This is a genomic window from Bradyrhizobium sp. P3_C3, from assembly GCF_056402655.1.
In genome coordinates this window covers 1-14,845 of the sequence record NZ_JBFUGY010000084.1, presented here as the reverse complement: position 1 = coordinate 14,845, position 14,845 = coordinate 1, and the positions used below count along the sequence as shown (strand labels likewise).

17 protein-coding genes and 1 pseudogene are annotated in these 14,845 nt (G+C 64.8%); 9 read left to right on the top strand and 9 right to left on the bottom strand.

Annotated features, from left to right (window positions below; genetic code table 11):
* The 4 genes and pseudogenes from AC1DW2_RS42100 to AC1DW2_RS42085 form a co-directional block, all read left to right on the top strand.
* Nucleotides 1–561: pseudogene (locus AC1DW2_RS42100) on the top strand (DNA polymerase III subunit gamma/tau); the annotation flags it as partial.
* 123 nt (nt 562–684) lie between these two features.
* Complete coding sequence (locus AC1DW2_RS42095) at nt 685–1,005, top strand: YbaB/EbfC family nucleoid-associated protein (RefSeq protein ID WP_028148995.1); 321 nt, start codon at nt 685–687, stop codon at nt 1,003–1,005.
* Nucleotide 1,006: 1 nt separating this feature from the next.
* Nucleotides 1,007–1,609 (top strand): recombination mediator RecR, encoded by a 603-nt coding sequence (recR, locus tag AC1DW2_RS42090; protein ID WP_477009034.1) that lies wholly within the window; start codon nt 1,007–1,009, stop codon nt 1,607–1,609.
* 26 nt (nt 1,610–1,635) lie between these two features.
* Complete coding sequence (locus tag AC1DW2_RS42085; RefSeq protein ID WP_477009033.1) at nt 1,636–2,073, top strand: hypothetical protein; 438 nt, start codon at nt 1,636–1,638, stop codon at nt 2,071–2,073.
* A 119-nt stretch (nt 2,074–2,192) separates the two neighbouring features.
* Here the strand turns inward: AC1DW2_RS42085 and AC1DW2_RS42080 are convergent, their stop codons facing one another.
* The 3 genes from AC1DW2_RS42080 to AC1DW2_RS42070 form a co-directional block, all read right to left on the bottom strand.
* Nucleotides 2,193–3,557, bottom strand: a complete 1,365-nt coding sequence (locus tag AC1DW2_RS42080) for an AmpG family muropeptide MFS transporter (RefSeq protein ID WP_477009032.1) — start codon at nt 3,555–3,557, stop codon at nt 2,193–2,195.
* A 180-nt stretch (nt 3,558–3,737) separates the two neighbouring features.
* The gene (locus tag AC1DW2_RS42075) at nt 3,738–4,040 is read right to left on the bottom strand and encodes a GIY-YIG nuclease family protein (RefSeq protein WP_477009031.1); all 303 of its coding nucleotides are present in this window, start codon (nt 4,038–4,040) and stop codon (nt 3,738–3,740) included.
* Between the two features lie 132 nt (nt 4,041–4,172).
* Complete coding sequence (locus tag AC1DW2_RS42070) at nt 4,173–5,372, bottom strand: DNA recombination protein RmuC (protein WP_085398512.1); 1,200 nt, start codon at nt 5,370–5,372, stop codon at nt 4,173–4,175.
* A 171-nt stretch (nt 5,373–5,543) separates the two neighbouring features.
* Between AC1DW2_RS42070 and def the strand changes: the two genes are divergently transcribed.
* The 4 genes from def (at nt 5,544) to AC1DW2_RS42050 (ending at nt 8,226) form a co-directional block, all read left to right on the top strand.
* Nucleotides 5,544–6,068 carry a peptide deformylase gene (gene def, locus AC1DW2_RS42065; protein WP_063979819.1) on the top strand — a complete coding sequence of 175 codons (525 nt, stop codon included), beginning with the start codon at nt 5,544–5,546 and terminating at the stop codon, nt 6,066–6,068.
* A gap of 138 nt (nt 6,069–6,206) precedes the next feature.
* Nucleotides 6,207–7,130 (top strand): methionyl-tRNA formyltransferase, encoded by a 924-nt coding sequence (gene fmt, locus AC1DW2_RS42060; RefSeq protein ID WP_477009030.1) that lies wholly within the window; start codon nt 6,207–6,209, stop codon nt 7,128–7,130.
* Nucleotides 7,130–7,867, top strand: coding sequence for a tRNA pseudouridine(38-40) synthase TruA (truA, locus tag AC1DW2_RS42055; protein WP_354240126.1), 738 nt, complete (start codon nt 7,130–7,132; stop codon nt 7,865–7,867). The genes fmt and truA overlap by 1 nt, the downstream gene beginning before the upstream one ends.
* A 23-nt stretch (nt 7,868–7,890) precedes the next feature.
* The gene (locus AC1DW2_RS42050; protein ID WP_477009029.1) at nt 7,891–8,226 is read left to right on the top strand and encodes a GIY-YIG nuclease family protein; all 336 of its coding nucleotides are present in this window, start codon (nt 7,891–7,893) and stop codon (nt 8,224–8,226) included.
* Between the two features lie 141 nt (nt 8,227–8,367).
* Here the strand turns inward: AC1DW2_RS42050 and dapE are convergent, their stop codons facing one another.
* The 6 genes from dapE to argB form a co-directional block, all read right to left on the bottom strand.
* Nucleotides 8,368–9,534 (bottom strand): succinyl-diaminopimelate desuccinylase, encoded by a 1,167-nt coding sequence (gene dapE, locus AC1DW2_RS42045; protein WP_477009028.1) that lies wholly within the window; start codon nt 9,532–9,534, stop codon nt 8,368–8,370.
* Nucleotides 9,531–10,169 (bottom strand): DUF805 domain-containing protein, encoded by a 639-nt coding sequence (locus AC1DW2_RS42040; protein WP_477009027.1) that lies wholly within the window; start codon nt 10,167–10,169, stop codon nt 9,531–9,533. The genes dapE and AC1DW2_RS42040 overlap by 4 nt, the downstream gene beginning before the upstream one ends.
* Nucleotides 10,170–10,437: 268 nt before the next feature.
* Nucleotides 10,438–11,283, bottom strand: coding sequence for a 2,3,4,5-tetrahydropyridine-2,6-dicarboxylate N-succinyltransferase (dapD, locus tag AC1DW2_RS42035; RefSeq protein WP_477009026.1), 846 nt, complete (start codon nt 11,281–11,283; stop codon nt 10,438–10,440).
* A 233-nt stretch (nt 11,284–11,516) separates the two neighbouring features.
* Nucleotides 11,517–12,209, bottom strand: a complete 693-nt coding sequence (locus tag AC1DW2_RS42030) for a pyrimidine 5'-nucleotidase (RefSeq protein WP_477009025.1) — start codon at nt 12,207–12,209, stop codon at nt 11,517–11,519.
* Between the two features lie 206 nt (nt 12,210–12,415).
* Nucleotides 12,416–13,402 (bottom strand): DUF1036 domain-containing protein, encoded by a 987-nt coding sequence (locus AC1DW2_RS42025; protein WP_063985919.1) that lies wholly within the window; start codon nt 13,400–13,402, stop codon nt 12,416–12,418.
* A gap of 155 nt (nt 13,403–13,557) precedes the next feature.
* Nucleotides 13,558–14,445, bottom strand: coding sequence for an acetylglutamate kinase (gene argB, locus AC1DW2_RS42020; RefSeq protein ID WP_354121383.1), 888 nt, complete (start codon nt 14,443–14,445; stop codon nt 13,558–13,560).
* A gap of 149 nt (nt 14,446–14,594) precedes the next feature.
* On the opposite strand from argB, the gene AC1DW2_RS42015 reads away from it, so the two are divergent.
* The coding region (locus tag AC1DW2_RS42015) for a transposase (protein ID WP_129591019.1) at nt 14,595–14,845 on the top strand (251 nt) is incomplete at its 3' end.

Below are 14,845 nucleotides of genomic sequence, written 5' to 3'. Positions count from 1 at the left end.
CCGGTTGCCTCGGCCGCGCCCATGCGCGCGCCGACCTCGTCACCGTCCGGGTTCGGCGGCGGCGCCGCCCGGCCGCAGATGGCGGCGCCTGCGCCGGATCCGCAAGGGGCCGCGCCCCAGCTGCGCATCACGAGCTTCACCCAGCTCGTCGCGGTCGCCGGGCAGAAGCGCGATCTCATGACCAAGGCCGCGCTCGAAGGCGACATGCGCCTCGTCCGTTTCGAGGAGGGCCGGCTGGAAGTCGCGCTCGAGCCCAACGCCTCCAAGACCATGATCTCCGAGCTCGCGCGAAAATTCGAGCTCTGGACCGGCCGGCGCTGGACCGTGATCGTCTCCAACGAGCAGGGCCAGCCGACGCTGCGTTCGGTGAACCACGCGGCGAAGCAGGAACATGCGCGCTCCGCCGAAGCCGATCCGCGCGTGCAGGAGGTGCTGTCGCGTTTTCCCGGTGCGAAGGTCGTCGAGGTCCGCAGGCTTGCCCCCGAGGCGCCGGAAACCAATATGAATGCGGACTATGGCAGTGACGATCCGCCCGATGGTTCCGACGGCGACGATCTCTAGAGCATGATCCGGACCCGAAGGGCCGCGTAGCGCAAAGTGTGAAGCGGTTTTCCGATTAGATCAGGCTCAAACCAAGAGTTAAGGCGCGATGACGAGTCATCGCGCCAACCAAGGACAGCACCGATGGTCGATATTTTCGGCATGATGAAGCAGGCGCAGCAGCTGCAATCCAAGATGCAGGAGATGCAGGATCAGCTCTCCAACGTCGAGGTCGAAGGCATCTCCGGCGGCGGTCTCGTCGCCGTGCGCATGACGGCGAAGATGGACGTAAAGGGCATCAAGATCGATCCCTCGCTGATGAAGCCGGAAGAGCGCGAGGTGCTCGAGGACCTGCTCGTCACCGCCCTCGGCGATGCCCGCCGCAAGGCCGAGACGGCCGTGCAGGAGAAGATGCAGGCGCTCACGGGCGGGCTCAGCCTGCCGCCGGGTATGTTCGGCCAATAAGATGGGTTCGGTTGCAGGTCCCGAAATCGAGCGGCTGGTCCAGCTCCTCGCGCGGCTGCCGGGCTTGGGCCCGCGCTCCGCGCGGCGCGCGGCGCTGCATCTGATCAAGAAGCGCGAAGCGCTGATGATGCCGCTGACTTCGGCCTTGCAGGTCGCGCTCGACAAGGTCCAGGTCTGCAAGACCTGCGGCAACATCGACACGCAAAATCCCTGCACGGTCTGCACCGATCCGAAACGCGATCCCGCCATCATCGTCGTCGTCGCCGACGTCGCCGACCTCTGGGCGCTGGAGCGGGCCAATGCGACCCAAGGGCGCTATCACGTGCTGGGCGCGACATTGTCGCCGCTCGACGGCGTCGGCCCGCAGGATCTCACCATCGACGCGCTGGTGGCGCGTGCGCATGCTGCCGAGGTGCACGAGATCATCCTGGCGCTGAACGCGACGGTCGACGGCCAGACCACGGCGCACTACATCACCGACCTGCTTCAGGACGCCAACGTAAAAGTAACCCGACTGGCCCATGGTGTGCCGGTCGGTGGCGAGCTTGATTATCTCGACGAAGGTACGCTATCGGCCGCGATGCGGCAGCGGACCCTGTTCTAGCCATCCAGACCTACGGAACGGACGACATGACGAAACTTTTCGCCACACGATCGGCTTTGGTCGCGACGATGATAATGCTGGCGACCCCAGCCATCTCCGCGCAGCAGGACGACGGGGCGCCGCCGCCGCCGAAGCCCGGCAAGCCAATCAGTGCCGGCGAGGTGCTCTCGGGCGAATTGAACGCAATGAAGGTGCGCGACATCAAGAACGCCGGCAAGCGGATTGCGATGTACCAGATCACCTCGGAGCCGCGTCGCCTGCCGGCGCCGAACGGGCTATGCAATCTCGAGACCGGCCCCGAGACGTTCCAGCTCGTCACCTCCAGCGACGCACAGGCCACGCAGCTGAAATCGTTCGTCGGCAGGGCGATCTCGGTCAAGGTCGACGAAGTCGCCTGCGCCAGCGATCCCGGCCAGATGAGCGAAGCCGTGATCACGAAGTGGAGCTTGATCAAGAAGCAGTAGGGGCATCAGATCGAGATGCCGTAGGGTGGGCAAAGCGAAGCGTGCCCACCGCTTCCGTCGAATGCTTGGAAAGATGGTGGGCACGGCGCAAGTGCGCCTTTGCCCACCCTACGAGACCGCTACACCCTCACCGGCCCCAGCGTCTCGAAATGCCCGCGCTTCTGCAGCCAGGCCAGCAGCACCAGGCTCGGGATCGCCACCAGCACGCAGATCACGAAGAACAGCGGCCAGCCCGTCGTGTCTGCCACGAAGCCCGCACTCGCTGACAGATATGTGCGCCCGACCGCCGCAAGCGCGGTGAGCAGCGCATATTGCGTCGCCGTGTGCAGCGGATTCTGGCACAGCGCGGAGAGATAGGCGACGAAGATCACGGTGCCGATGGCGCTGGTAAAGTTCTCGCAGGTGATGGCAAAGGCCAGCGCCCATTGGCTGGTGCCGACGAATGCCAGCCAGGAGAAGGAGAGATTGGCGAGCGCCTGCACCACGCCGCCGATCCAAAGGCTGGTCGCGAGCGAATAGCGCCGCGCGAGGAAGCCGCCGGCAAAGCCGCCGATCAGCGTTGCCGCGAGGCCGACGCCCTTCACGATAGCCGCATAATCGTTGCGGGAAAATCCGAGGTCGATCACGAACGGCGCGGTCATCGTGCCGGAGAAGGCATCGGTGAACTTGAACAGCACGACGAAGGCGAGCGCGGCGAGCGCGTCCTTGCGCGACAGGAATTCCGAGAAGGCCCCGATCGCCGCGTGCAGCACGCGCGCGAGCGCCGTCTCGGTTTGTATCGCGGCTTCCGCCTGCACCGATTGCTCGGGCTCGGTCGCGGCCAGCGCGGTGATCGTGCCGATCAGCACCATCGCCGCCATCACCACATAGCCCCACATCCAGGCTGACGCACGCGGAATGCCGGTGCCCTCGAAGCCGGACACGATGAACAGCGCGCCCGCGGTCGAGACCAGCATGCCGATGCGATAGGCCGCGACATAGGAAGCCATTCCGGCAGCCTGCTCGCTCTCCGGCAGGCTCTCGACGCGGAAGGCGTCGACCACGATGTCCTGCGTCGAGGACGTCGTCGCGACCAGCAGCGCGCCGAGCGCGACGTAGAACGGCGAGCGCGCGGGATCGGTCAGCGCCAGCAGCAGGATCGCGATGATCAGCAATAGCTGCGAGAACAGCAGCCAGCCGCGCCGCCGTCCGAACGCGCGCGTGAACAGCGGCACATGCAGCGCATCCACCAGCGGCGCCCACAGGAATTTCAGCGTGTAGGGCGTGCCGACCAGCGCAAACAGCCCGATGGTCTTGAGGTCGACCCCGGCCTCGCGCATCCACACCAGGAGCGTGGAGCCCGACAGCGCCAGCGGCAGCCCGGACGAGAAGCCGAGGAACAGCACGATCAGCACCCGCGGTTGCAGGTACACGGCCAGGCCGTCGCGCCAGGAGGTAGGGGCCGTGTCGGGGCTGGCAGGGGAGGTCGCGTCGGGTGCGGTCATGGAGAGGTGTTAGCAGATTCTGGGGGAAAAGCCTCGTGGTAGCCGGTGAGGCGGGAGACGCCTCAACACCCTCGATGTCATCGTCCGCGAAGGCGGACGATCTAGTAATCACCAGCGTTTCAGTTCAATCACAATTGCCGCAGCGTACTGGATACCCCGCCTTCGCGGGGTATGACAGCATCATGGTGGCCCGGCTATCGCGGGATACAAATCATCCCAATTCGGATTGTGCTGCTCAATCAGTCGGACCTTCCAGGCCCTGTTCCACTTCTTGAGCCGCTTCTCCCGCTTGATCGCATTCTCAGGATCGTCGAACTGCTCAAAATAGACCAGCCTTGCGACGTCATACTTCTCTGTAAAGCTCTCGATGACCTTCGACTTATGCTCCGCCACGCGACGAATGAGGTCGTTTGTCACACCGATGTACAGCGTGCCGCCAATCTTGCTGGCAAGAATATAGACGTAGTAATGGCGTCCGCCCATGCGACCACCCCAACGGTGTCATCGTCCGCGAAGGCGGACGATCCAGTAACTCACCAGCGCCTCGATTCAATCACGGCTGCCGCGGCGTACTGGATGCCCCGCCTTCGCGGGGCATGACAGTGTACTATAACCTCACTCCCCCGCCTGGAGCTTCCTCGGGAACAGCTCCGCGGCTCCCGTTGCCACCAGATGCGGACCCTCCGGCGCATCGGTCTTGCTGAAATCGAGCTCCTCGATCCGCCCGGCGCGCTTCTCGATCTTGTCAGCGGAGATCAGCACTTGCCGCACGTCCTCGTTCGCGTCGGCAAAATGCTTCTGCAATTTCAGCACGCGGTCGCGCAGGCGGCCCAAATCGTCGCCGAGCTTGATCACCTCGGTGCGGATCTGGTCGGCGGCGTCGCGCATGCGCGCGTCCTTCATGATCTGCTGCATCACCTGGATCGCGAGCATCAAGAGCGAGGGCGACACCAGCACGACGCGGGCGCGATAGGCCTTCTGGATCACGTCGTCGAAACCGTCATGGATTTCCGCATAGACGGATTCCGACGGCACGAACATCAGCGCCATCTCCTGGGTCTCGCCAGCGACGAGATATTTGTCGGCGATGTCGCTGACATGCTTCATCACGTCGCCGCGCAGCCGCTGCGTGGCGATGCGCTTCTCCTCGTCGGTGCGCGCATCGTGCAGCGCGGTCATCGCCTCCAGCGGAAACTTTGCGTCGATGCAGAGCGGCCGCTGGTCGGGCAGGAACACCACGCAGTCCGGCCGCTTTCCCGTCGAGAGCGTGAACTGGAACTCGTAGGCGCCCTTCGGCAAGCCGTCCTGGACGATCGCCTCCATCCTTGCCTGGCCGAAGGCGCCGCGCGACTGCTTGTTGGCGAGCACGTCGCGCAGGGTTGTCACCTGCGTGGTGAGGTCGGTGAGGTTCTTGTGCGCGTTGTCGATGATGCCGAGCCGCTCGTGCAGGGCGCGCAGGCTCTCCATCGTGTTGCGGGTCGAGTGTTCCATGGACTGGCCGACCCGATGGGTCACCGAATCCAGCCGCTCGTTGACCGCGCGCGCCATGTCGGCCTGGCGGCCGGCCAGCGCCTGGGTCATGGCGTCGGCTCGGCCGGCAGCTTCGCTCTGGGCGTGCAGCACTTGGCTGAGGCGCTCCTCGAGCTCGTCCGCGCGGATGGCATTGGCCATGGCAAGTTCCGCGCCGCGCCGCCCGGATCGCGCGATCACGACCGCGATCACCACCAGCAGGATGACGACGAGGGCGCCGAAGCCGATCAGCGCATCGATGGTGCGGACCGGCCAGTCGCCAGCCAGGAAAATGATCTCGTTCATGGCGGCCCTTGTAGCCGATTCGACACCCTCCGCGAACGAATAGCGAACGTTTATGGTTGATAGCCCCCTAATTTTTATGGTTAACGAACCCTGAAGTTTTATGGTTAGCGGAGGGTTAACGGAGTTCCTCGCCGCATTGACCGCATCCGGCATGCGGCTTAAATCGCGGCCATGGCCCTCAGAGAAATCATCATCCTGCCCGACAAGCAGCTGCGTCTGGTCTCCAAGCCGATCGAGAAGGTCACGACGGAGATCCGCAAGCTTGCCGACGACATGTTCGAGACCATGTACGACGCGCCCGGCATCGGGCTCGCGGCGATCCAGATCGCGCAGCCCTTGCGGCTGATCACCATGGACCTCGCCAAGCCTGACCCGGACGGCGAGACAAAGCCGGAGCCGCGTGTCTTCATCAACCCTGAAATTATCGCCTCCTCCGAGGATCTGTCGGTCTACGAGGAAGGCTGCCTCTCGATCCCCGAATATTACGAGGAGGTCGAAAGGCCTGCGAAGGTGCGCGTGCGCTTCACCGACCTCGACGGCAAGGTGCACGAGGAGGACGCCGAAGGCCTCTACGCCACCTGCATCCAGCACGAGATCGACCATCTCAACGGCGTGCTGTTCGTCGACTATCTGTCAAAACTCAAGCGCGACCGCGTGATCAAGAAGTTCGAGAAAGCCGCCAAGCGCGCGGAGTAGCCACGTCCTCCGCCGTCATGCCCGGCCTTGTGCCGGGCATCCACGTTCTTTGCCGCCGCGAGTAGCGAGAACGTGGATGGCCGGGACAAGCCCGGCCATGACGAGTAACTTGCTCGTTTCCGAGGATTGTCTCGCCACATGCCCCTCCGCCTCATCTTCATGGGCACGCCCGATTTCTCCGTGCCGACGCTGCTCGAGCTGGTCTCGCATGGCCACGAGATCGCGGCGGTCTATAGCCGTGCGCCCAAGCCCGGCGGACGGCGCGGCCTGCAATTGCAGCCGACCCCGGTCGAGGAAGCGGCGCGAAAACTTGGCGTGCCCGTGCTGACGCCGAAGTCGCTGAAGACGCCCGAAGCGCTCGACGAGTTTCGCGCCTTCGACGCCGATGCCGCCGTCGTCGTCGCCTACGGCATGATCCTGCCGCAGGCGATCCTCGATGCGCCGAAGCTCGGCTGTTACAATCTGCACGCTTCGCTGCTGCCGCGCTGGCGCGGCGCCGCGCCGATCAACCGCGCGATCATGGAAGGCGATGCCGAGAGCGGCGTCATGGTGATGAAGATGGATGTCGGTCTCGACACCGGTGACGTCGCCATGGCCGAGCGCATCGCGATTCCCGACAACATGACCGCGGTCGATCTGCATGACCGCCTCTCCCGGCTCGGCGCCGATCTGATGGTGCGCGCGATGGCCGCGCTCGCCCGCGGCGGGCTCCAGCTCAGGAAGCAGAGCGAGGATGGCGTCACCTACGCCGCCAAGATCGACAAGGCCGAAGCCCGGATCGACTGGACCAGGCCTGCGCGCGCCGTGCTGCGCCACATCCACGGCCTGTCGCCGTTTCCCGGCGCCTGGGCCGAGCTTGAGAATGCGCGCGTAAAAATCCTGCGCTGCGAGCTGGCGAAGGGCTCCGGTGCACCCGGCGAGGTGCTCGACGACCAGCTCACGATTGCCTGCGGCGCGGGCGCGATCCGCATCCTCGAGCTCCAGCGCGAGGGCAAGGCGCGGATGCAGGCCACGGACTTTTTGCGCGGCGTGCCGGTGAAGCCGCCGATGCGGCTGGCCTGATGCCCCGCTACAAGCTCACCATCGAATATGACGGCGCGCCGTTCTTCGGCTGGCAGGTGCAGGACACGCTGCCTTCCGTGCAGGGCGCGCTCGAAGCGGCGGTGAAGGCGATGACCGGCGCGGATCTGCGGGTGCATGGCGCGGGCCGCACCGACGCCGGCGTGCATGCGCGCGGCCAGGTCGCGCATGTCGACATCGAGAAGCAGTTTCCGCCGGGCCGTTTTCGCGACGGGCTGAACGCGCATTTGCGCCCACATCCGATCGCGGTGCTGGAGGCCGAGATCGTCCCTGACACCTTCGAGGCACGCTTCTCGGCCGTGAAGCGGCACTACCGCTACCGCGTCGTCAACACCCGCGCCAATCTCGCCCTTGATATCGGTCACGCCTGGCGCGTGCCGCGCCGGCTCGATGCCGATGCGATGCATGCGGCGGCACAACGCCTGCTCGGCAAGCACGACTTCACGACGTTTCGCGACACCGAGTGCCAGGCCAAGTCGCCGGAGAAAACGCTCGACCAGCTCGACGTGCACCGCGACGGCCGCGAGATCACGATTCTCACCTCGGCGCGCTCGTTCCTGCACAGCCAGGTGCGCTCGATGGTGGGATCGCTGGTCTGGGTCGGCGAGGGCCGCTGGACCGCGGACGATCTCTCAGCGGCGCTCGCAGCCCGCAACCGCGCGGCGTGCGGCATCGTCGCGCCGCCTGACGGGCTGTATCTGATGAAAGTGGATTATTAGCGCCCGCTGCCGCCACAGACGTCATGGCCGGGCTTGTCCCGGCCATCCACGTGCGCCAACATGCAACCATGCATGGTGGATGGGTCTACATCCTGGCGAGCGCGCCAAACGGCATTTTGTATGTCGGTGTGACGAGCGACATTATTCGCCGCATCTATGAGCATCGAAACGGACTCGTTCCCGGCTTCACCAAGAAGTACGGCGTCAAGCTGCTGGTCTATTTCGAGCGCTATGAGGATATCCAAACCGCTATCCAGCGCGAGCACAACATCAAGCATTGGTCGCGGACGTGGAAGGTGAGGTTGATCCTCAGGGATAATCCCCAATGGAAGGATCTGTACGACACGATCGCTCAGTGATACGGGCCCGGGCTCTCGCCACATCGTCATGGCCGGGCTTGTCCCGGCCATCCACGATCTTCTTCTCGGCTAGCAAAGAACGTGGATGCCCGGGACAAGCCCGGGCATGACGGCGGAATATTTGGCGAAGGCCGCGGTTTGCTACCCAAAATACCGCGTCAGTATCCCCCGATACACCTTCGTCAATCTCTCCAAATCCACCACCGGCACGCGCTCGTCGACCTGGTGCATGGTCTGGCCGACCAGGCCGAACTCGATCACCGGGCAGTAGCTCGAGATGAAGCGCGCGTCCGAAGTGCCGCCTGATGTCGACAGCTCCGGCTTGCGGCCCGTCACTTCTTCGATCGCCGACACCGCAAGATCGGTGAACGGGCCGGGCTTGGTCACGAACACATTCGAGTTCGAGGGCTCCCAGACGATGCGGGCGCGGATGCGGTTGCCGCAGGCTTTCGTCAGGCGCGTCTCGACCAGCTCGCGCAAGGATGCTTGGGTGTGGTTGTCGTTGTAGCGGATGTTGAATTTTGCGCGCGCCTCGCCGGGGATGACGTTGTTGGCCTTGTTGCCGACGTCCACCGAGGTGAATTCGAGATTGGAGGCCTGGAATTGCGCGCTGCCATGATCGAGCGGCTCGTCACTGATCGCCACGATCAGCCGCGAGATATCAGGCACCGGATTGGACGCGCGGTGCGGATAGGCGACATGGCCTTGCACGCCGTCGACATAGAGCGTGCCGGACTGCGAGCCGCGGCGGCCGACCTTGATGGTGTCGCCGAGCGTTTCGACATTGGAGGGCTCGCCGAGCACGCAATGATCAAACTTTTCGCCGCGCTCCGCGGCCCATTTCAGCAGCTTGATGGTGCCGTTGATGGAGACGTCTTCCTCGTCGCCCGTGATCAGGAACGAGATCGAGCCCTTTCCATCGGCGCGCGGCGTGCCGCCATTCGCGGCGAGATGCTCGAGCACGGCTGCGACCGAGCAGGCGATGCCGCCCTTCATGTCGACCGCGCCGCGGCCGTGCAGAAAGCCGTCCTTCACCTCGCCCGAGAACGCGCCGACGCTCCAGGCGTTCTCGTCGCCGGGTGGCACCACGTCGGTGTGGCCGGCGAAGGTGATGTGCGGGCCTTCAGTGCCGATCCGCGCATAGAGATTGTCGACGTCGGCGGTGCCGGGTTCGGAGAAGGTCACACGGTGACAAGTGAAGCCGGCAGCGTTGAGGGCTTTCTCAAGCACGCCCAGCGCACCGGCATCGGCCGGGGTTACCGAGGGGCAGCGGATGAGATCGCGGGCAATCGAGAGAGCATCGGTCATGCGCCCCGCTTAACATGCATGCCGCCGGGTGGGCTAGCGCTGGGCGGCACCAATTCGAGCTCGCTTTGCTGGTCCCAGCTTTTTGCAGGGGACGAGCCGTCCTCGGTCTTGGCCAGTGGATCAGGACCGAACCGGTTATCGCCGACGCTGCCTGATACGATGAACATCTCGACAAACCCCCACAGCCACAGGATGGACGCGACCAGCCAGAACGGAAGCATCCAGGTGGAGTTCGGCAGCAGGTCCGAGAATTGGCTGTACAGGCCGGGCAGGAAGAAGAACGGAACGAGCCACCAGCCACTCCTGTCGCGATCATGCAGCCGCTTGATCGCAGTCGCGAGATAGATCCAGAGGAACAGCGACAAGCCGAACGCCTTCAGGATCAGGTTGGTGCGATCAACGGGCGCCGACGAGCGATAGGCCCGGGGGTCGACCAGCTTGAAGAGGTCGTCGAGGCCGAAGTCGAAATCGAGTTTCAGGGATAGCTTCAACGCCCCCTCGGCGTTGATGAGGTGGATCACCTGACCGATCACTCCCAGCAGCGCCGCCAGCAGCGCGACGATCAGCAGCGCCTGCCACAGCAAGGCGCGATTGATGCGGCCGTCGAAGCGGAAGAGGTACCAGGTCCAGTCCATGGCGAAGGTTCCGGGCAGCGGAGGCYGTCCGGTGATTGGTCGCGATGGGGAGAAGGAGGGTTCGATACGGTAGCAAACCCGTCATCCCCGCGCAGCGGCGAAGCCGCTGTCGCTGGAGGTGCGAGTGGCGCGATGCAAAGCATCGCGCCGGGAGCCTCGAAGGATGGGCGGCCGGGATGTGGCCGCAGCCGGGCCGTCGCCCTTCGAGGGCCGCCGAAGGGGCGGCCACCTCAGGGTGGCGGTAAGGGAATGGCGCTGGTGGCGCCGATCAATCCCGCAGCAGTTCGTTGATGCTGGTCTTCGAACGCGTGCGCTCGTCGACGCGCTTGACGATCACGGCGCAGGCCGTGCTCGGGCCGATCTGGCCGTTCTTCATCGGCTTGCCGGGCAGGGCGCCGGGCACCACCACCGAATACTCAGGCACTTCGCCCATGAAGATCTCGCCGGTCTCGCGATCGACGATCTTGGTCGAGGCGCCCAAAAACACGCCCATCGCCAGCACCGCGCCCTTGCGCACGATCACGCCTTCGGCGACCTCGCTGCGCGCGCCGATGAAGCAGTCGTCCTCGATGATCACGGGCTCGGCCTGTAGCGGCTCGAGCACGCCGCCGATGCCGGCGCCGCCGGAGATGTGCACGCGCTTGCCGATCTGCGCGCAGGAGCCGACGGTCGCCCAGGTGTCGACCATGGTGCTCTCATCGACATAGGCGCCGAGATTGACGAAGGACGGCATCAGCACGACGTTCTTGGCGATGAAGGCCGAGCGGCGGACGACCGAACCCGGCACCGCGCGAAAACCGGCATCGCGAAAGCGGTTCTCGCCCCAGCCCTCGAACTTCGAGGGCACCTTGTCCCACCAGGTCGCCTTGCCCGAACCGCCGGGAATGACGCCCATGTCGTTGAGGCGGAAGGACAGCAGCACGGCCTTCTTCAGCCACTGATTGACCTTCCACTTGCCGTCGGCCCCGCGCTCGGCGACCCGTGCCTCGCCCTTGTCCAGGATCTCCAGCGCCTGGTCCACGGCCTCGCGCACCTCGCCCTTGGTCGAGGTCGAGATGCCGTCACGCGCGTCGAAGGCGCTGTTGATGGTGGATTCGAGGGCGGACAGGGACATCGGGATTTCCTCTGGGAAATGAGAATTTTGACGGATTGGGGCGCTTTTTCGGGATTTGGCGGGGAGGAGTCAAGGCATACTCCGCCGTCGTCCCGGGGCGCGCGAAGCGCGAGCCCGGGACCCATAGCCACGGGCAGTCATTTGGCGAGGATTCGGAGTTATCGATCTCGCGCCACAACCACTCCCTGTGGTTATGGGTCCCGGGCTCGCTTCGCGCCCCGGGACGACGGCGGCTATTTGGGCGACAGCTTGCCCAAAAACCCCGTCAGGTCATCCGTGACGTGGTCGACATGGGGCGCGTCCCGGCCTTCCAGTTCCCAGTCCTCCCGCACCACTTCCTTGGTGCCGTCAGGCACCACCAGCACGGTGGTCATGCCGAGCGCGTGCGGGACGGTGAGGTTGCGGGCGAGGTCCTCGAACATCGCGGCTTTGGTCGGATCGACGGCATGGTCGGCGAGGAATTTTTGATAGGTCTGCGGCGACGGCTTCGGCTCGAACCCGGCGGCGATGATGTCGAACACGCCGTCGAAATGCGTTGCCAGGCCGAGCCGCGCCAGCACGGCATCGACATGGTCGACCGAGCCGTTGGTCAGGATCAGCTTGCGCCCCGACAGTTTTGCGATGGCCTCGCCGAGCGCCGGGTTCGGCTCCAGCGGCGAGTGGTCGATCTTGTGGACGTAGGCGAGGTAGTCGTCGGCGTGCACGCCGTGCAGGGTCATCATGCCGCGCATGGTCGTGCCGAAGCGCTGATAATAATCCTTCTGGATCCTGCGCGCTTCCTCCGGACCGACGTTCAGCCAGTTGCAGACGAACTCCCCGATCCGCGCGTCGACCTGCTGCCACAGATTGACGTGGTGCGGGTAGAGCGTGTTGTCGAGGTCGAACACCCAGGTGTCGACGTGGGCAAAGGTGCGCGAGGAGGTCATATCAAATCTCTATCGGTTGGGTGCAAGCGCCGCCCCACTCTCCGCTGTCGTCCCGGACAAGCGTAAGCGCAGATCCGGGACCCATAACCACAGGGAGGAATCGTTTGCGGGATCGTAGTTACATCGTGCCCAACAACTGCGGCCTGTGGTTATGGGTCCCCGCGTTCGCGGGGACGACAGCGGAGTTTGTGGCGCGGTCTGACCCATCACGGCATCGCAAAGCGGAGCGTCTTGCCGCCGCTCGACATGTCCACCACGCCAAAACCCGTCGCCGCGAATCCGCGCGCGCCGCAATCGGCCTGCTCGTTGGTCTCGAACTTGGTCTCGCGCGTGCAGAGCTGTTTGTCGCCGCCCCAGTTCAGCGGCTTGTCCTTCAGCTTGATGACGCGGTTGTCGGCATCGATGGCTTCCGCGAAGCTGAAGATCTGCTTCGGCTGCCCGGTCACATCGGGGTGCAGGCACGTCTTGGGATCGATGCGGTACCAGCCGCGGCTCGTCACGGACTTGCCGTCGTCGGTGGCGACCGCCGCCATCACCTTGTGCGGCGTGTCGTTGCACCAGGTCAGGCCGGTCGCAGAAGGCGTCTGCACCGCATCGACCATGGTCTTGAAGAAGTTCGGCGACGACATGATGTCCGCCGCCAGTCCGCGGCTCTTCAGGAAGGCGGCAAGTGCTGCTTGCGTCTTCGGCCCGTCGACGCCGTCGATCGGCGCTGCGTCGTAGCCCGCGATCACCAGCAGCCGCTGGATGCCGGCGAGGCGCGCCTGCTCGTCGTCATATTCGGAATCCTCGGCGAGATAGGCCGTGAAATTGCCGTCCGCGGCTTGCGTCGGCGTGATCTGGGTGAACGCGGCCTGGGTCTGGCCGCTGCGGCATTGCCGCGCAGCCGCGATGACGAAATTGTCCTGCGCCACGCACAGCATGTCGCTGCCGTTCTGCGGGATCGGCGAGGCGCCGTAAACGCCGAGCGCGCGGGCGTTGAGCAGGATGCGGTCGGCGGTCAGCGTGCCCTGCACCACGACGCGGCAGGTGGCGGGATCGATCCTGAACCAGCCGCGCGTCGCGGTCGCCGCCTTGTCGTCGATGCCGATCGCGGCCTCGACGACATAGGACATGCGGTTGCAGATTTTCAGATCGGCCAAGGCGGGCGCGGAGGAGAAGAAGAACGAGACGGCTGCCGCGGGCAGCGTCATCAGGAAGCGGGTCAGGGTCGAGCGACGATGTCGCCGAGCCCTCAACTCGTCATGCCCGGCCTTGTGCCGGGCATCCACGTTCTTGGCGCGAGACGAAAGGTCGTGGATGGCCGGGACAAGCCCGGCCATGACGGCTTGCTTTGGCCCGCTCATCATCACTTATGGATCAGCGTTCCCGTGCCGGTGTTGGTGAAGAGCTCGAGCAGCACCGCGTGCTGCATCTTGCCGTCGATGATGACGACGCCCTCCACGCCCTGTTCGAGCGCGTAGATGCAGGTCTCGACCTTCGGAATCATGCCGCCGGAAATGGTGCCGTCGGCGATCAGCTTTCGCGCATCCTTCACCGAAAGCTGCGGGATCAGCTTCTTCGACTTGTCGAGCACGCCCGGCACGTCGGTGAGCAGCAGCAGGCGCTTCGCCTTCAGCGCGCCGGCGACCGCACCGGCAAAGGTGTCGGCGTTGACGTTGAGCGTCTGGCCTTCCTTCGAGGTCGCGAGCGGCGCCAGCACCGGGATCAGCTCGTAGCCGATCAGCTGGTTGAGCAGCGTGAGGTCGACCTTCTCGGGGTCGCCGACGAAGCCGAGATCGATCGCCTTCTCGATGTTCGAACCCGGATCGACGATGGTGCGCGTCGTCTTCGACGCCTTCACCATGTTGGCGTCCTTGCCCGACAGGCCCACGGCCTTGCCACCGGCTTCGTTGATGTAGCCGACGATCTGCTTGTTGACGGAGCCGGCCAGCACCATCTCGACGATCTCGATGGTCGCGGCATCGGTGATGCGCAGGCCCGCTGCGAACTCCGACTGGATGCCGAGGCGCTTGAGCATGGTCGCGATCTGCGGCCCGCCGCCATGAACCACCACCGGGTTGATCGCGGTCTGCTCGAGCAGCACGATGTCGCGGGCAAAGTTCTTCGCGGTCTCCTCGTCGCCCATGGCATGGCCGCCATATTTGATGACGATGGTTTCCTCGTCATACTGCTGCATGTGCGGCAGCGCTTCGGACAGGATGCGGGCCTGGTCGAGCGGGGAAATTTCGGTCATGAGGCGGATCTCGCTGGCGGGACTGTCGGTGCGCGTTCTATCCGATTGGCGGGCGCGGCGCAAAGTGATGTTCTTCCCCTCTCCCCTTGTGGGCCTGTTGCGTAATTCGTCAATTGTGATTCCCTAGGGCAAAGCCTTGGAGGGTAGCGATGGCGGTCAAGCGGACGGGACAGCCGAGCTTTGTGGAAGCGCTGATGCCGAAGGGSGCCGGCGCCAATGCGGCGCTGGATCGGCTGGCTGGCCTGGTCAAGTGGTACCGGTTCGAGAAGCTGATCGGCCATTTGCGGGATGAAGGGAGCCCCGGTCGACCAGGCTATCCGGTGCTGGTGCTGTTTCGTGCTGTGCTGTTGCAGTCGCTGTATGGTCTTTCGGAGCGCGAACTCGAGGAAGCGCTGGGCGA